The sequence below is a fragment of the Klebsiella quasivariicola genome (assembly GCF_002269255.1).
GTDB lineage: Bacteria > Pseudomonadota > Gammaproteobacteria > Enterobacterales > Enterobacteriaceae > Klebsiella > Klebsiella quasivariicola.
Map to the genome: position 1 here is coordinate 1,413,434 of NZ_CP022823.1, position 17,444 is coordinate 1,430,877.

At 53.5% G+C, this 17,444-nt stretch carries 14 protein-coding genes and 1 pseudogene; 13 read left to right on the forward strand and 2 right to left on the reverse strand.

The window, feature by feature from the left end:
* The first annotated feature begins 180 nt into the window (after positions 1–180).
* The 10 genes from rodZ to B8P98_RS07245 all read left to right on the forward strand — a co-directional run bounded on the left by rodZ (position 181) and on the right by B8P98_RS07245 (position 10,418).
* Positions 181–1,176: a cytoskeleton protein RodZ gene (gene rodZ / locus B8P98_RS07190; RefSeq protein WP_080896828.1), complete on the forward strand. Its 996-nt coding sequence runs from the start codon at positions 181–183 to the stop codon at positions 1,174–1,176.
* A gap of 26 nt (positions 1,177–1,202) precedes the next feature.
* A complete protein-coding gene (gene ispG, locus B8P98_RS07195) occupies positions 1,203–2,324 on the forward strand; it encodes a flavodoxin-dependent (E)-4-hydroxy-3-methylbut-2-enyl-diphosphate synthase (protein WP_080896829.1) in 1,122 nt (373 codons plus the stop codon).
* A gap of 91 nt (positions 2,325–2,415) precedes the next feature.
* Positions 2,416–3,690: a histidine--tRNA ligase gene (hisS, locus tag B8P98_RS07200; protein ID WP_012967446.1), complete on the forward strand. Its 1,275-nt coding sequence runs from the start codon at positions 2,416–2,418 to the stop codon at positions 3,688–3,690.
* A gap of 34 nt (positions 3,691–3,724) precedes the next feature.
* Complete coding sequence (locus B8P98_RS07205; RefSeq protein WP_002913890.1) at positions 3,725–4,345, forward strand: YfgM family protein; 621 nt, start codon at positions 3,725–3,727, stop codon at positions 4,343–4,345.
* Positions 4,346–4,355: 10 nt separating this feature from the next.
* On the forward strand, positions 4,356–5,534 hold the full coding sequence (gene bamB / locus B8P98_RS07210) for an outer membrane protein assembly factor BamB (RefSeq protein ID WP_025711698.1): 1,179 nt from the start codon (positions 4,356–4,358) through the stop codon (positions 5,532–5,534).
* Between the two features lie 113 nt (positions 5,535–5,647).
* Positions 5,648–7,126: a ribosome biogenesis GTPase Der gene (der, locus tag B8P98_RS07215; protein ID WP_025711699.1), complete on the forward strand. Its 1,479-nt coding sequence runs from the start codon at positions 5,648–5,650 to the stop codon at positions 7,124–7,126.
* Positions 7,127–7,493: 367 nt separating this feature from the next.
* The gene (locus B8P98_RS07225; protein ID WP_080896830.1) at positions 7,494–8,186 is read left to right on the forward strand and encodes a hypothetical protein; all 693 of its coding nucleotides are present in this window, start codon (positions 7,494–7,496) and stop codon (positions 8,184–8,186) included.
* A 221-nt stretch (positions 8,187–8,407) separates the two neighbouring features.
* On the forward strand, positions 8,408–8,887 hold the full coding sequence (locus B8P98_RS07235; RefSeq protein WP_020317242.1) for an Hcp family type VI secretion system effector: 480 nt from the start codon (positions 8,408–8,410) through the stop codon (positions 8,885–8,887).
* Positions 8,888–9,070: 183 nt separating this feature from the next.
* Positions 9,071–10,150: a Gfo/Idh/MocA family oxidoreductase gene (locus B8P98_RS07240; protein WP_025711701.1), complete on the forward strand. Its 1,080-nt coding sequence runs from the start codon at positions 9,071–9,073 to the stop codon at positions 10,148–10,150.
* A 49-nt stretch (positions 10,151–10,199) separates the two neighbouring features.
* Complete coding sequence (locus B8P98_RS07245) at positions 10,200–10,418, forward strand: zinc ribbon domain-containing protein (protein ID WP_004144303.1); 219 nt, start codon at positions 10,200–10,202, stop codon at positions 10,416–10,418.
* Here B8P98_RS07245 and xseA read toward each other — a convergent pair.
* Positions 10,402–11,793, reverse strand: coding sequence for an exodeoxyribonuclease VII large subunit (xseA, locus tag B8P98_RS07250; protein ID WP_025711702.1), 1,392 nt, complete (start codon positions 11,791–11,793; stop codon positions 10,402–10,404). The two genes, B8P98_RS07245 and xseA, sit on opposite strands and share 17 nt — an antisense overlap.
* Before the next feature lie 158 nt (positions 11,794–11,951).
* On the opposite strand from xseA, the gene guaB reads away from it, so the two are divergent.
* From guaB to B8P98_RS07265, 3 genes and pseudogenes are all read left to right on the forward strand, one after another.
* Positions 11,952–13,418 carry an IMP dehydrogenase gene (gene guaB, locus B8P98_RS07255; protein WP_004151980.1) on the forward strand — a complete coding sequence of 489 codons (1,467 nt, stop codon included), beginning with the start codon at positions 11,952–11,954 and terminating at the stop codon, positions 13,416–13,418.
* 67 nt (positions 13,419–13,485) lie between these two features.
* Positions 13,486–15,063: a glutamine-hydrolyzing GMP synthase gene (gene guaA, locus B8P98_RS07260; RefSeq protein ID WP_004201905.1), complete on the forward strand. Its 1,578-nt coding sequence runs from the start codon at positions 13,486–13,488 to the stop codon at positions 15,061–15,063.
* A 307-nt stretch (positions 15,064–15,370) separates the two neighbouring features.
* Positions 15,371–15,709, forward strand: a pseudogene (locus B8P98_RS07265) (Arm DNA-binding domain-containing protein); the annotation flags it as partial.
* Between the two features lie 160 nt (positions 15,710–15,869).
* On the opposite strand, the gene B8P98_RS07270 reads toward B8P98_RS07265, so the two are convergent.
* Positions 15,870–17,399, reverse strand: coding sequence for a P-loop ATPase, Sll1717 family (locus B8P98_RS07270; protein WP_025711506.1), 1,530 nt, complete (start codon positions 17,397–17,399; stop codon positions 15,870–15,872).
* Positions 17,400–17,444 lie beyond the last annotated feature (45 nt).

Consider the following 17,444-nt stretch of genomic DNA (forward strand, 5'->3'; position numbering starts at 1 on the left):
TTGTCGACTTTGAGGCAGTATGTAGCGGCACAACAACCGCTTAGCATTCAATTTTGATTCGTCTCTGTGATCGCGCGGCTGACAGTCCTATACTGTGAGGCTGACGTAGCACAGATGTCTCGCGGCGCCGGCTTTTTCCCGCGCTGAACTTTAAATTTCACGTACCAGTAGTTGTAGCGAATGAATACTGAAGCCACTCAAGATCATCAAGAAGCAAACACCACGGGCGCGCGTCTGCGTCATGCCCGCGAACAGCTCGGACTTAGCCAGCAAGCGGTGGCAGAACGCTTATGCCTGAAGGTGTCCACGGTTCGTGATATTGAAGACGACAAGGCCCCCGCCGACCTCGCTTCAACCTTCCTGCGCGGGTACATCCGCTCCTACGCTCGCCTCGTACATATCCCTGAAGAAGAGCTGCTGCCGATGATGGCCAAGCAGGCGCCTATTCGCGCAGCAAAGGTCGCGCCAATGCAGAGCTTCTCTTTAGGCAAGCGCCGCAAAAAGCGCGACGGCTGGCTGATGAGCTTTACCTGGCTGGTGCTGTTTGTGGTTATCGGTCTGAGCGGCGCCTGGTGGTGGCAAGACCATAAGGCGCAGCAGGAAGAGATCTCTACCATGGCCGATCAGTCTTCCGCTGAGCTGAACGGCGGTGACGCCAACAGCCAGAACGTGCCGCTGGATACCAGCGCTCCGGCAGCCTCGACCACCGATAGCGCCGCGAACAGTGCGCCGACCGATACCGCCAGTGCGCCGACCACCAGCGCACCGGCCCAGACACCAGTGGACAATAACGCTGTCGTGGCGCCTTCGCAGGCCAATGTCGATACCGCGGGGACAACGCCAGCAGCTCCGGCTACCACTCCGGCTTCGCCGTTGCCGACCGACCAGGCAAACGTGACGACGCCGGCGGCTGCGGCGCAGGATCTGGTGATGAACTTTTCCGCCGACTGCTGGCTGGAAGTGAGCGATGCCACCGGTAAAAAACTGTTCAGCGGTCTTCAGCGTAAAGGCGGCAACCTGAACCTGAGCGGTCAGGCGCCGTATAAGCTGAAAATTGGCGCCCCGGCTGCAGTACAGATCCAGTATCTGGGCAAGCCAGTCGATTTGAGTCGTTTTATCAGAACTAACCAGGTTGCGCGTCTGACCCTCAATGCCGAACAATCACCGGCGCAGTAACAGACGGGTAACGCGGGAGATTTTTCATGCATAACCAGGCTCCGATTCAACGTAGAAAATCTAAACGTATTTACGTTGGTAATGTGCCAATTGGCGATGGGGCCCCCATCGCCGTCCAGTCAATGACCAATACGCGTACCACCGATGTGGCAGCGACGGTAAGCCAAATCAAAGCGTTAGAGCGCGTGGGCGCGGACATTGTCCGCGTCTCTGTTCCGACGATGGATGCCGCAGAGGCGTTCAAATTGATTAAACAGCAGGTTAACGTGCCGCTGGTCGCCGATATCCACTTTGACTATCGTATCGCGCTGAAAGTCGCGGAATACGGTGTCGACTGCCTGCGTATCAACCCGGGCAACATCGGCAACGAAGAGCGCATCCGCATGGTGGTGGACTGCGCACGCGATAAAAACATTCCGATCCGCATCGGCGTCAACGCCGGCTCGCTGGAAAAAGATCTGCAGGAAAAATACGGCGAGCCGACGCCGCAGGCGCTGCTCGAATCCGCCATGCGTCACGTCGATCATCTCGATCGTCTGAACTTCGATCAGTTTAAAGTCAGCGTAAAAGCCTCTGACGTTTTCCTGGCGGTGGAATCCTATCGTCTGCTGGCGAAACAGATCGATCAGCCGTTGCATCTCGGGATCACCGAAGCGGGTGGCGCCCGCAGCGGTGCGGTGAAGTCCGCGATCGGCCTGGGCCTGCTGTTATCCGAGGGGATCGGCGATACGCTGCGCGTCTCGCTGGCGGCGGATCCGGTGGAAGAGATCAAGGTCGGCTTCGATATCCTCAAGTCCCTGCGCATCCGTTCCCGCGGCATTAACTTTATCGCCTGCCCAACCTGTTCACGCCAGGAGTTTGACGTTATCGGCACGGTGAACGCCCTGGAGCAGCGCCTGGAAGATATCATCACCCCGATGGATGTTTCGATCATCGGCTGTGTGGTAAACGGCCCGGGCGAAGCGCTGGTTTCAACCCTCGGCGTCACCGGCGGCAACAAGAAAAGCGGCCTGTATGAAGACGGCGTGCGTAAAGATCGCCTGGACAACGACGACATGATCGACCAGCTGGAAGCGCGGATCCGTGCCAAAGCCTCGATGCTCGATGAAGCCCGTCGGATTGACGTTCAACAGGTTGAAGCAAAATAACGTGTTGGGAAGCGATACGCTTCCCGTGTATGATTGAACCTGCGGGCGCAAGGCGCCGGGGTTCATTTTTGTATATATAAAGAGAATAAACGTGGCAAAGAACATTCAAGCCATCCGTGGCATGAACGATTATCTGCCGGGCGAAACCGCTCTCTGGCAGCGCATTGAAGGCTCACTGAAGCAGGTGCTCGGTAGCTACGGTTACAGCGAAATCCGTTTGCCGATTGTAGAGCAGACCCCGTTATTCAAACGCGCGATCGGCGAAGTGACCGACGTGGTTGAAAAAGAGATGTATACCTTCGAGGACCGCAACGGCGACAGCCTGACGCTGCGTCCGGAAGGGACGGCGGGCTGCGTACGTGCCGGCATCGAACATGGTCTGCTGTACAATCAAGAACAGCGTCTGTGGTACGTCGGGCCGATGTTCCGTCACGAGCGTCCGCAGAAAGGCCGTTACCGCCAGTTCCATCAGATCGGCGCCGAAGTGTTTGGCCTGCAGGGTCCGGATATTGACGCGGAGCTGATTATGCTGACCGCGCGCTGGTGGCGCGAACTGGGTATTTCCGATCACGTCAGCCTGGAGCTGAACTCCATCGGTTCGCTGGAAGCGCGCGCTAACTACCGCGACGCGCTGGTGGCATATCTGGAACAGTTCACCGATAAGCTGGATGAAGACAGCAAACGCCGGATGTACACCAATCCGCTGCGCGTACTGGACTCCAAGAATCCGGACGTACAGGCGCTGCTGAACGACGCGCCGGCGCTCGGCGACTACCTGGACGAAGAGTCGAAAACCCACTTTGCCGGCCTGTGCGCGCTGCTCGACGATGCCGGGATCCGCTACACCGTCAACCAGCGTCTGGTTCGCGGCCTCGACTACTATAACCGCACCGTGTTCGAGTGGGTGACCACCAGCCTTGGTTCCCAGGGCACCGTCTGCGCCGGCGGCCGTTACGACGGTCTGGTTGAGCAGCTTGGCGGTCGCGCAACGCCGGGCGTTGGCTTTGCTATGGGGTTAGAGCGCCTTGTTTTACTGGTCCAGGCAGTGAATCCGGAATTTAAAGCCGATCCTGTTGTCGATATATACCTGGTAGCCTCCGGGACCGATACTCAGTCTGCTGCAATGCGTCTGGCTGAGCAGGTTCGCGATGCGCTGCCCGGCGTGAAGCTGATGACCAACCACGGTGGCGGCAACTTTAAGAAGCAGTTTGCCCGCGCCGATAAATGGGGCGCCCGTATCGCCCTGGTGGTCGGTGAGTCAGAGATCGCTGACGGAAACGTGGTAGTGAAGGATTTACGCTCAGGTGAGCAAACTACCGTAACGCAGGAGAGCGTTGCCGCGCATTTGCGCACACTTCTGGGTTAATCTCCCGGGAATTATTAGTCAGGAGAAGGACTGCGTGGAAACTTTTAACAACGAGAACGATCAGGTCGATGCGCTGAAGCGCTTCTTTGCCGAAAATGGCAAAGCGCTGGCGGTCGGGGTGATTTTAGGGATTGGCGCGCTGGTTGGCTGGCGCTACTGGACCTCCCATCAGCAGGATACCGCCAGAGACGCGTCGCTGGCTTATGAAAAGGCGACTTCCGCGCTGAAATCGAATACGCCAGAAGTGCTGTCAGGGGCAGAGAAATTCGCGGCTGACAATAAAAATACCTACGGCGCCTTCGCCTCTCTCGAGCTGGCACAGCATTTTGTTGAGCAGAACGATCTGCCGAACGCTGAAAAGCAGCTGCAGCAGGGGCTGGCGGCCGCGTCTGATGATAACCTGAAATCGGTTATCAGCATGCGTCTTGCCCGCGTTCAGCTGCAGATGAAGCAGGCTGATGCGGCGCTGAAAACCCTCGACAGCATCAAAGGTGAAGGCTGGACCGCCATTGTGGCCGATTTGCGCGGCGAAATTCTGTTGAGCAAAGGCGATAAGCAAGGGGCCCGTGCGGCGTGGGAAGCTGGCGTGAAAAGCGATGCTTCTCCTGCGCTCAGCGAAATGATGCGTATGAAAATGAATAATTTGTCCATCTGAGAGGGACTCGATGCAATTGCGTAAATTACTTTTGCCAGGGCTGCTTTCCGTTACCTTGCTGAGCGGGTGTTCGCTGTTTAATAGCGAAGAAGATGTGGTGAAAATGTCACCGCTGCCGACGGTAGAAAATCAGTTTACGCCGTCCACGTCCTGGAGCACCTCTGTTGGCGATGGTATCGGCGAGTTTTACTCTAACCTGCATCCGGCTTTTGCTGACGGCGTGGTCTATGCTGCTGATCGTAAAGGCACCGTCAAAGCGTTGAACGCGGACGACGGTAAAGAAGTGTGGTCTGTGAACCTGGCCGAGAAAGATGGCTGGTTCTCGCGCACTCCTGCGCTGCTTTCCGGCGGGGTGACCGTCTCTGGCGGCCATGTTTATATTGGCAGTGAGAAAGCGCAGCTGTTTGCGTTGAATACCAGTGATGGTACTGTTGCCTGGCAAACCCGCGTCGCCGGCGAGGCGCTGTCGCGCCCGGTCGTCAGCGATGGCATGGTGCTGGTGCATACCAGCAATGGCCAGCTGCAGGCGCTGAATGAAACTGACGGTGCGGTAAAATGGACTGTTAACCTCGATATGCCAGCGCTCTCCCTGCGCGGCGAGTCTGCGCCGGCGACCGCTTATGGCGCGGCAATTGTCGGCGGCGACAACGGCCGCGTCAGTGCAGTATTGATGCAGCAGGGGCAGATGATTTGGCAGCAGCGTATTTCTACGGCCACCGGCCCGACGGAAATCGACCGCCTGAACGACGTCGACACGACGCCGATCATCGTCAACGGCGTGGTTTATGCGCTGGCTTATAACGGTAACCTGACCGCGCTGGATCTGCGTAGTGGCCAGATTATGTGGAAACGCGAGCTGGGTTCGGTGAATGATTTCATCGTCGATGGTAACCGTATCTACCTGGTTGACCAGAACGATCGTCTGCTGGCGCTGACCACCGATGGCGGTGTGACTCTGTGGACGCAAAGCGATCTCCTGCACCGCTTGCTGACCGCGCCGGTGTTGTATAATGGCAATCTGGTGGTCGGTGATAGCGAAGGCTACATGCACTGGGTGAATCCGGAAGATGGCCATTTTGTGGCACAGCAGAAAGTCGATAGTTCCGGCTTCCTGACCGATCCGGTGGTTGCCGATGGTCGACTGCTGATCCAGGCGAAAGACGGTACGCTGTACGCGATTACGCGTTAATTACCGCTGTCGTGAGTGATTAAGAAACGGCCCCTGGCAGACAGGGGCCGTTTTGACTTTTTTAAAAACGTCGTTAAGACGATGTTGCTTAGTGATTGTATGAGGCATTTAACATGATACCTGTGGTCGCGCTTGTCGGGCGCCCTAACGTTGGAAAATCCACGCTCTTTAACCGCCTGACGCGCACTCGTGATGCGCTGGTTGCGGATTTCCCGGGGCTGACTCGTGACCGTAAGTACGGTCGGGCCGAAGTCGAAGGCCGCGAATTCATCTGTATTGATACCGGTGGTATTGATGGTACGGAAGAGGGCGTGGAAACCCGGATGGCGGAGCAGTCGCTGCTGGCTATCGAAGAGGCCGATGTGGTGCTGTTTATGGTCGATGCGCGCGCTGGCCTGATGCCGGCGGATATCGCGATCGCAAAACACCTGCGCTCTCGCGAAAAGCCCACCTTCCTTGTCGCCAACAAAACTGACGGCATCGACGTCGACCAGGCGATGGCGGATTTCTGGTCGCTGGGTCTGGGCGATATCTATCCTATCGCCGCTTCGCACGGCCGCGGCGTGACCAGCCTGCTGGAGCAGGCCCTTCTGCCATGGGTGGACGAAATCAACCCGCAGGAAGAGGTGGACGAAGACGCCGAATACTGGGCGAAATTCGAAGCTGAGCAGAATGGCGAAGCGGAAGAAGAGCCGGAAGACGACTTCAATCCGCAGGATCTGCCTATCAAGCTGGCGATTGTCGGACGCCCCAATGTCGGTAAATCTACCCTCACCAACCGTATTCTCGGTGAGGATCGCGTGGTGGTCTACGATATGCCGGGCACGACCCGTGACAGCATTTATATCCCGATGCAGCGTGACGAGCGTGAATATGTGCTCATCGATACCGCCGGGGTACGCAAGCGCGGCAAAATTACTGACGTGGTGGAGAAATTCTCGGTCATCAAGACACTGCAGGCGATTGAAGACGCCAACGTCGTGCTGCTGGTAATCGATGCCCGTGAAGGGATTTCCGACCAGGATCTCTCCCTGCTGGGCTTTATTCTGAACAGCGGCCGTTCGCTGGTGATCGTCGTCAACAAGTGGGACGGCCTCAGTCAGGAAGTGAAAGAGCAGGTGAAGGAGACCCTCGACTATCGTCTGGGCTTTATCGACTTTGCCCGGGTGCACTTCATCTCCGCCCTGCACGGCAGCGGCGTCGGCAACCTGTTTGAATCGGTACGCGAAGCCTATGACAGCGCCACGCGCCGCGTAAGCACCGCGATGCTGACGCGGATCATGAACATGGCGGCGGAAGATCATCAGCCACCGCTGGTTCGCGGCCGTCGCGTGAAGCTGAAATATGCCCACGCCGGGGGCTACAACCCGCCTATCGTGGTGATCCACGGTAACCAGGTGAAGGATCTGCCGGATTCCTACAAGCGCTACCTGATGAACTACTTCCGTAAATCCCTGGACGTGATGGGTACGCCAATCCGGATCCAGTTCAAGGAAGGGGAAAACCCGTTCGCCAACAAGCGCAACACCCTGACGCCGAACCAGATGCGTAAACGTAAGCGCTTGATCAAGCACATCAAGAAAAGCAAATAAGCTATCAGCAAGATTTACTCACCAACATGAATCCTTCAAAGCCCGCATCTGCCGGGCTTTTTTTATTAAGGGCGATCGTAACGACGCATCAACGCGCATGTTTGGCATGTATATCTGCACGTACCTATGAAATTTCTCATTTGTTAGCTTCGCTTGCTCAAGCAATTGTTTGAGTACGCTTTGATAATATATACGTAGAAAGTTATCGCAATGATAAGAGAGAAAACGCATCTGGATATGTTGGGGGAATTCCACGGTGCCGATTTCCTGTAATGCGGGAGAAACTGGAGAGTCTACTTTATGGCTGAGTATTATGGTAAGTTAGGTTTTTTCACAGGATGGTGAAATTAATCAGCAAGGAGTGATAATGTATTACAACAATGTCGTCATCAGCTATTTACAGGCCAATAAAATTCTCGCAATAAAACTTGAACGCGCTGTTTCAGGCATAGAACAACGGGTTTCCAGTCAGGTTAAAACAATAGGCGCTGGCGTAACTCGGGCCCTGTATTATACATCCTGTTTTACTGATGAGTATCAGGATGTATGTAAAAAGCAGAAGAATGAGGATGTTAGATTTGCTAAAGGTATCTACCATCTTTTACAGCGTAATGATATTGTATATGAAATGCTTCAAATATATTTTGAAGAAATATTTAGGCACAAAACAACAGAGCAGTTAGAGCATATTAAAAGAATTCTGATGGCTGTTAACATTCATATCGCTGCAGACTCTCTAACCAAATCTGGATTTGTTTTAGCTACGGCTACCTGTGTTTCGGTAGGCATGAAACTAAGCCTAGATATGGGAGCGCTTGCTGGGCGTTCTGCGGGGGTCGCCGTTACAGTGGCTGGCGTGTATGGTGTTGTGCAGAAGGCTGCAGATAGCGCTGAGCGTCTCCGAATCTGTTATCCTGCATTCTTTTCTATACTATACGAACAAGAACTTGAAATGATGTATTTTCTGGTGGCGCCGTTATTTGAACATGCCGACGCTTTTAAAGCTCAATGGGCCTCAGATGCAGAGATCGCTAATATCATCGAAAGAATGATTAGGTAGTGATGATGTCATTTATTAAAAGAGCGCTTTTGTGGTTGTTCCAGCAATTAATTTCGCTGTATGCCCCACCGCTTTGCATTGTCATATTTGCAGTGGTTTTTTTTCAAATTTTCCCTGAGGGGCCGGTTTGGCCTGTTGGTATATTCGCTGTACTTATGATTATTATCTTTGGGCGCTATGTGAAATGGTAATTCTAACGTTATTTATGATAAGGAAATTGTATGTCTACTCCCGCACATTTATGGCTTGAAGATGAAAACGGTTCTCCGATCATTGGAAGCTGCATGATGCCAACGCGTCTTGGATCTATTGAGTTAAAATCATTCTCTCATGGTATTACTATTCCAGTTGATCCAAGCTGGGGAAAACTGACAGGTACGCGTATACATCGTCCTGTGTCGATAGTGAAGGAATTCGATCAGACAACACCGCTTTTGTATCGTGCCGTGTGTGAGGGGCGCCCGATGAAGAAGGCGATTATAAAGATGTACCGCATTCTGGAGGCGGGCATTGAGGCTGAGTATTTCAACATCATCCTGGAGAACGTCAAAGTCACTACGGTTGCGCCGTATTTATCACCTACTGGTATGAGCAGTACCCACCTGGAAACGCTCGAGATGCGTTATGAGGCGATCACCTGGAAATACATGGACGGAAATATTTACTACCGCGACTCATGGAATGACCGTTGTTGTGCATGACTCCATTATTTTCACGCAAAAATGCCAGGTATCTCGTAGTAGGTACAATTTTATACATTATTTCAAAATTGAAATTCATATTGGCGGGTTTTTTGTGGCCGCCATGCCGGTAAATGTCAAAACCTTCAGCCATAATCCCGCGATACTTCGCCGGGAACAGAGCGGCTCAAAGGTGGACTTACTATGCAAATTGGTTTTATCGGCCTCGGCGCGGTGGTGGAAACCGCCTATTTACCGGCGCTGCGCCGCCTGGGATACGCCGTCGACAACTGCTGGGGTTATGACCTCGACAGCAGCAGAGCGCTGCCGGGGATCCAGCGCTGCAGTTCACTGTCAGCGCTGCTGGCCAAACCCCTGGAGACGCTTTTCATCACTACCTCATCACTCCAGCACCTGCCCGTGCTGGAAAGAGCATTAGCCAGCGGCATCTCCCGTATCGTGGTGGAAAAGCCGATCGTGGCCAACCTTGAGCAGGCCGCCCGACTGCGGGCGCTGCTGGCGTCGGCTGGGGAGGCCGACCGGGTGCTGGCCCTCGACCACTGGATGGCGCGTGGCTTAGCGCTGAACGCTCCTGGCCCGCGGTGGCGGGCGGAAGGGGAGGCCAGCCGTCTGCCACCGCCGAACCTCTCTGCGCAGGATATCGTCTGGCTCGAAGGTTATTTACAGGAGCCAAGCGGCTTTAACGCTGCCGGAGAACCGGTCGCGCTTAATTTTGCCACCGGGGAGCTGGATACCCGGCAGCTGCGTCACCCTGATGGGGTGATCCTCGATATCGGCACCCATGTCCTGGCGATGCTCCGCGAAACCCTGCATGCCAGCGGAGGCGATACGACGCTGAGCCTTTCCCTTCGGGTGGCGAAAGACCGCCTCGGCCATGACATTGCCCCTGGAGATACGGTCACCGCAGAGGGGCAGGCGCATCTGCAGGGAACCCTGGGCACTATCCCGCTCAATATCTGGCTCAACAAATACGCGGGCCCCGCGGGCGGGCAAAAGGGAATGCGGATAGGGCTGCGAGACGAGCGAATCCTCACTCTCGACCGCTCCCCTGAGGGCGAAGTGGTGACGCTTCACGACGGCGAGCGGATCCAGCGCTGGATACGGCCAGGGGCGATCTATGCACATTGTCTCGATGAGCAGATCCTCGGCGCGGAGAATCTGTTTATCCGGGCGGCGGACAGCGTGGCCGGGCTGACGCAGCGCAGGCTTGAGGAAGTGGAAATCCTGCTCCGGCTACAGCAGCAATTACGCGGCCCGCATTAAACCCGGAACATGATAAAATAGGTGCAGATAAACGTTGAAAGGAATGGTTATGGAACTTGATTGCCCTCTGTGCCACGCACCGTTAGATGTCAAAGGCAGCAGCGCGCATTGCGCCCAGTGCGAAAGGGTATTTACCCTTGAGGCCCGCTGCCCGGAATGCCACCAGCCGCTGGAGGTACTCAAGGCGTGCGGCGCGGTGGATTACTTTTGCCAGCACGGGCACGGCCTGATCTCGAAAAAACGGGTGGAATTTATTCCGCTGGTTTAGTGGATGAAGACTTTCTGGCCCGCGTTTTTTTCACCGGCGCGATCTGCTTCACTTCACTTTCGACCCAGCCGTCTTTCAGGCGGGTGGTGAGCAGATCGCCGGTTTTGACCTGTTTTGTCTGCTTCAGCACCGTACCGTCCCTCACTGAGGTGACGCTGTAGCCGCGCGCCAGGGTGGCTAAGGGACTCACTGCTTCCAGATGGGTCACCGCGTTGCCAAATCGTTCGCGCCGCTCGCTGAGGCGGCTACGCATATTTTCCGCCAGCCGGTATTCCAGCTGCTGGATCCGCGATTGCGCCCGATGGATCCGCGGCTGCGGGTTGTAGTGATTCAGACGCTGAACGGTGCGCTTTTGCTGCTGCTCGGCGCGCTTAAGCTGCGACTCCACGGCGATGCGCATCCGCTGACGCAGGCGTTCCAGGGCGGTCTGCTGGCGGGCTAACCGTAGCTGCGGGTGCTGCTGCTGCAGGCGATGGAACAGCTGGGTAAAGCGGCGCTGGCGACTGGCGAGAAAATAGTCCATCGCCATCTCCAGCCGCTGCTGCCCGGCCTGCAGCTGGCGCAGCAGCTCCTGCTGGTTGCGACTGACGATCTCCGCGGCGGCAGAGGGGGTCGGTGCCCGCAGATCGGCAACAAAATCAGCGATGGTGACGTCGGTTTCATGGCCGACGGCGCTGACGATGGGGATCTGGCTGGCGAAAATAGCCCGCGCCACCCGCTCATCGTTAAAACTCCACAGATCCTCCAGCGAGCCGCCGCCGCGCCCGACAATCAGCACGTCACATTCCTGGCGCGCGTTGGCCAGCGCGATGGCGCGCACAATCTGCCCGGGGGCGTCGTCACCCTGGACCGCGGTTGGGTAGATGATAACCGGCAGCCCGGGATCGCGGCGCCTGAGGACATGGAGAATATCATGCAGCGCGGCACCGGTTTTCGAGGTGATGACGCCGACGCAGTGGGCGGGGGAGGGGAGAGCCTGCTTATGTTTTTGCTCGAAAAGTCCTTCCGCCGTTAACTGTGCTTTCAGCTGCTCATACTTCTGCTGCAGCAACCCTTCGCCGGCGGGCTGCATGCTTTCGACGATAATCTGGTAGTCGCCGCGCGGCTCATACAGGGTGATGTTGGCGCGAACCAGCACCTGCTGCCCGTGCTGTGGGCGAAACGTCACCCGGCGGTTGCTGTTGCGGAACATCGCGCAGCGCACCTGGGCGTTATCGTCTTTTAAGGTGAAGTACCAGTGGCCGGAGGAGGGCTGGCTGAAGTTAGAGATCTCGCCGCTGATCCAAACCTGGCCCATTTCGCGCTCAAGCAGCAAACGCACCGTCTGATTGAGGCGGCTTACGGTAAAAATTGCGGGGGATTGAGAGGGTAACATGTGAGCAAGATCAAACTTTAAATCAGCAGGTTATTCAGTCGATAGTAACGCGCTCAGAGGGGATGGCAAGTATTATTTGCAAAAAAGGGTAGATGCAATCGGTTACGCTCTGTATAATGCCACGGCAATATTTATCCACCCTGGTCGAGATATTGCCCATGCTACGTATCGCTAAAGAAGCCCTGACGTTTGACGACGTCCTCCTCGTTCCCGCTCATTCTACCGTTCTGCCGAATACTGCCGATCTCAGCACTCAGCTGACGAAAACCATTCGTCTGAATATTCCTATGCTCTCTGCAGCCATGGATACCGTAACGGAAGCGCGTCTGGCTATTGCCCTGGCACAGGAAGGCGGCATCGGCTTTATTCACAAAAACATGTCCATCGAGCGCCAGGCGGAAGAAGTTCGTCGCGTGAAGAAACATGAGTCCGGCGTGGTCACCGACCCGCAGACCGTTCTGCCAACCACCACCCTGCGTGAAGTGAAAGAGCTGACCGAGCGTAACGGCTTCGCCGGCTACCCGGTGGTTACCGAAGAGAACGAGCTGGTCGGTATCATCACTGGCCGCGACGTGCGTTTCGTCACCGATTTGAACCAGCCGGTCAGCGTCTATATGACCCCGAAAGAGCGCCTGGTTACCGTACGTGAAGGCGAAAGCCGCGAAGTGGTCTTCGCTAAGATGCATGAAAAACGCGTTGAGAAGGCGCTGGTCGTGGATGAGAGCTTCCACCTGCGCGGCATGATCACCGTTAAAGATTTCCAGAAAGCAGAACGTAAACCGAATGCCTGTAAAGATGAGCAGGGCCGTCTGCGCGTAGGCGCGGCGGTCGGCGCCGGTGCCGGCAACGAAGAGCGCGTAGACGCGCTGGTGGCCGCGGGCGTTGACGTTCTGCTGATCGACTCCTCGCACGGTCATTCTGAAGGCGTCCTGCAGCGCATTCGTGAAACCCGCGCGAAATACCCGGACCTGCAAATCATCGGCGGCAACGTGGCCACCGGTGCAGGCGCGCGCGCGCTGGCGGAAGCCGGTTGCAGCGCGGTGAAAGTGGGTATCGGCCCGGGCTCCATCTGTACGACCCGTATCGTCACCGGTGTGGGCGTGCCGCAGATCACCGCTGTTTCCGACGCGGTGGAAGCACTGGAAGGGACCGGTATTCCGGTTATCGCTGACGGCGGTATCCGTTTCTCCGGCGATATCGCCAAAGCCATCGCTGCCGGCGCGGCCGCGGTGATGGTCGGCTCTATGCTGGCAGGTACCGAAGAATCCCCGGGTGAAATCGAACTCTACCAGGGCCGTTCTTACAAATCCTACCGCGGAATGGGCTCCCTTGGCGCCATGTCCAAAGGCTCCTCTGACCGCTACTTCCAGAGCGATAACGCTGCTGACAAACTGGTGCCGGAAGGTATCGAAGGCCGCGTGGCCTATAAAGGCCGCCTGAAAGAGATCATTCACCAGCAGATGGGCGGCCTGCGCTCCTGTATGGGCCTGACCGGCTGTGGTACCATTGACCTGCTGCGTACCAAAGCTGAATTCGTACGCATCAGCGGTGCGGGCATTCAGGAAAGCCACGTTCACGACGTGACCATCACCAAAGAGTCCCCGAACTACCGTCTGGGCTCCTGATTTCTTCGCCCGACCTCGCGTCGGGCGATTTATTTACTCTGTTTCACTTGCCTCGGAATTAGCGTCAATGACGGAAAACATTCATAAACATCGCATCCTCATCCTCGACTTCGGGTCTCAGTATACTCAGCTGGTGGCGCGTCGCGTGCGTGAGCTGGGCGTCTACTGTGAGCTGTGGGCATGGGATGTCACGGAAGCACAGATCCGCGAATTTAATCCAAGCGGCATCATTCTTTCCGGCGGCCCGGAAAGCACCACCGAAGAGAACAGCCCGCGCGCGCCGCAGTATGTGTTCGAAGCCGGTGTGCCGGTATTTGGCGTCTGCTACGGTATGCAGACCATGGCGATGCAGCTGGGCGGCCATGTAGAAGGCTCAAACGAGCGTGAGTTTGGCTACGCGCAGGTTGAAGTGGTTAACGACAGCGCGCTGGTGCGCGGTATCGAAGACTCCCTGACCGCAGACGGCAAACCGCTGCTGGACGTATGGATGAGCCACGGCGACAAAGTCACCGCCATCCCGTCTGACTTCGTCACCGTCGCCAGCACCGACAACTGCCCGTTCGCCATTATGGCCAACGAAGAAAAACGTTTCTACGGCGTGCAGTTCCACCCGGAAGTGACCCATACCCGTCAGGGGATGCGCATGCTGGAGCGCTTCGTGCGCGACATCTGCCAGTGTGAGGCCCTGTGGACCCCGGCTAAAATCATCGACGACGCCGTTGAGCGTATCCGCCAGCAGGTTGGCGACGACAAAGTGATCCTCGGCCTCTCCGGCGGTGTGGACTCCTCCGTTACCGCGATGCTGCTGCACCGCGCTATCGGCAAAAACCTGACCTGCGTGTTCGTGGACAACGGTCTGCTGCGCCTGAACGAAGCGCAGCAGGTGATGGAGATGTTCGGCGACCACTTTGGCCTGAACATTGTTCACGTTGAAGGCGAGCAGCGCTTCCTCGATGCGCTGGCGGGTGAAAGCGATCCGGAAGCGAAGCGTAAAATTATCGGTCGCGTTTTCGTGGAAGTGTTCGACGAAGAAGCGCTGAAGCTGGACGACGTCAAATGGCTGGCGCAGGGTACCATCTACCCTGACGTTATCGAATCTGCTGCTTCCGCCACCGGTAAAGCGCACGTCATCAAATCTCACCACAACGTGGGCGGCCTGCCGAAAGAGATGAAGATGGGCCTGGTTGAGCCGCTGCGTGAGCTGTTCAAAGACGAAGTGCGCAAGATCGGCCTGGAGCTGGGCCTGCCGTACGACATGCTCTACCGTCACCCGTTCCCGGGCCCGGGCCTTGGCGTGCGTGTGCTGGGCGAAGTGAAGAAAGAGTACTGCGACCTGCTGCGTCGTGCGGACGCTATTTTCATCGAAGAGCTGCACAAAGCTGACCTGTACAACAAAGTTAGCCAGGCGTTTACCGTGTTCCTGCCGGTTCGTTCCGTCGGCGTGATGGGTGATGGCCGTAAATACGACTGGGTGGTTTCCCTGCGTGCGGTGGAAACCATCGACTTTATGACCGCGCACTGGGCGCACCTGCCGTATGATTTCCTCGGCCGCGTCTCTAACCGCATCATCAATGAAGTGAACGGTATCTCCCGCGTGGTGTATGACATCAGCGGCAAGCCGCCAGCAACCATTGAGTGGGAATGATTTTGCGTCTGGCAACAGCCTGCACGTAAAAGCAGTAAAGTACCTCTAAGCCCGCGTAACTGCGGGTTTTTTTGTTTTTATGTCTGGCACTTTCTGGCAGCTGTAAGCAATGGGAAGCACGGTTTTTTCAATGGAATTTTTGATGGTACTCTCTGGTTTTGAATTCAGGTTTGAAAAAGTACTATGTGATAAATTTCGGTTGAGTTATGGTATTTGTTTTTTATAAATCATTTAAAAACAGATAGTTAAATAACTTTTCTGAATTTTTTACAACATGGTATTTTTTGATAAAGGAAAACAATAAACCATGTTGACTGACACCAGGCTGCGTTACCTTAAGCCGAAGGAGAAACTCTATAAAGTTAATGACCGTGATGGTCTGTATGTTGCGGTCACTCCGGCTGGAACGATCTCATTTCGTTATAACTATTCAATAAACGGAAGACAGGAGACCGTTACTTTTGGCCGCTATGGTGTGGGAGGGATCACGCTTGCAGAAGCGCGTGAACGGCTCAATGAAGCTAAAAAAATGGTTGCCGGTGGAAGATCGCCAGCGAGGGAAAAAGCCAGAGATAAAGCGCGTATCAAAGATGCGGAGACTTTTGGTGCATGGGCTGAGAAATGGTTATGCGGTTATCAAATGGCTAGAATTTGGACATTATCGCAGTTAGCCATTTATTTTTAAGGGCGGCTGAATAATGTGATGACGCTATAGTAATGTTAACGTGACACAGAATTCTGAACGCCCTCGAAAATGCCAAGCGTTGGGAATCGCAATCGCTCTTAAATTCTTTGGTATACAAAAATCATCGGTTCTGTAAGTAAACTTTCAAACCGCTATGAACAATTATATAAGCATTTTTATCAATACTATATTCAACAACCTCTTTCTTGGAAATTTTATGTTTAAATTTCACAAAGTTATTACCCCGATCGATTGTCCCAATTAAGGATCTATTAAACAAGTCTTCTAAAAGAAGCTCAGAATCAATCTCATTGCAGTTGTCTTCTATGATTTCTTTAGCTTGCTCGTACTGGCAGTTATACTTCTTGTCTATTAATTTTAATGAGTCAAAAATATTTTGTATTTGTATTGTGCTATAAAATGAAGATAGTTCATTATTTAATTCTTTAACTAACTCCGAAGCATATTGACCCAACAAACCATTTACACTATATTTATTTAATGGTATCTCATATCTTCCGGTTTCTAGCGGTTTAAAAAATAATATTAAGTCTCTAGGACGGAAATATGTATGATCACAAATGTACTTAAAACTAGACTTTGGTGCGAATTCTTCACTTACTAAACTTTCCCATGCTGATGATTTACTCATAGGAATACATGATTTTACAAATGCATTCTTTGCACGTTTCTCTATTAGTTTTTTTAAACCCAATTCATTCTCTTTGTCTTTATTTAGGAATTCTTCTTGATACCAATCTAGACTAGTTGCATAGCTAGAGAACAATTTTGCAATATCTGCCCCCAAGGGGGATAGCATTCTTTCGACATCATCACGAATCAAAATAATTGCCTTGGCTGGAATGTTATTTTTGGAGAAAATATTATTATTGACATATTTGGATATTCTAAGTAGATTTATAATTGTATCTACAGAGTCTTTATTTTCTGCATTAAACCCAATATCTAAGTCATCAAAGAATACGACATAAGAATTTTCATTCTCCACATTCAAAGGTGATTGTAAAACGGAAACTATAACTCTTTCTAAATGAGGCAGTAATTTATAATATGCAGCTCTGGATTCCTTTATTTCTACATCCTGACCATATTTCCCTTTAAAAAATCTCTTAAATTGCTCAATGCTGACTTCAAATTTATGTTTTTTGACAAGCTCTAATATTTCGCCTTTATCAATATCAATATATCCAGAGTTTTTCTTCAAAAATTCTTTTAATAATCCAAATTGTTTTGCATCCTGGGATGCTTCATTTTCAAAGAATAATTTCAATATATGTGTATAGATTAACCATTTGAACAAATATTCTTTGCTATGTGACTCATTACCTTCGACAGCACCTATTTGAACAAGAGTTTCCATATTGACAACATCTTGTCGAATAAAAGAGCAGAACAGATTTGCATCTCCTTTTGATAGGGTGTATGCATACTCAGCAAATGCACTTTTCCCACACCCTTTTCGACCGACAACGATAAATTTTTCGTTCGACAGTTCACCGAACAAATCGTGATGATCTTCATAAACATCAAATAATGATACTTTAGAAGTCGGCAGCGATTCTGCTTCTGCTTCTGGAGCACCTAGAAAAAGTGCCGCATTTTGCTTTTTTGCAAATTTACTGAATACCACTGGTACTCCTTAATATTTTTGTATAACGCATTACTAATGGACTGC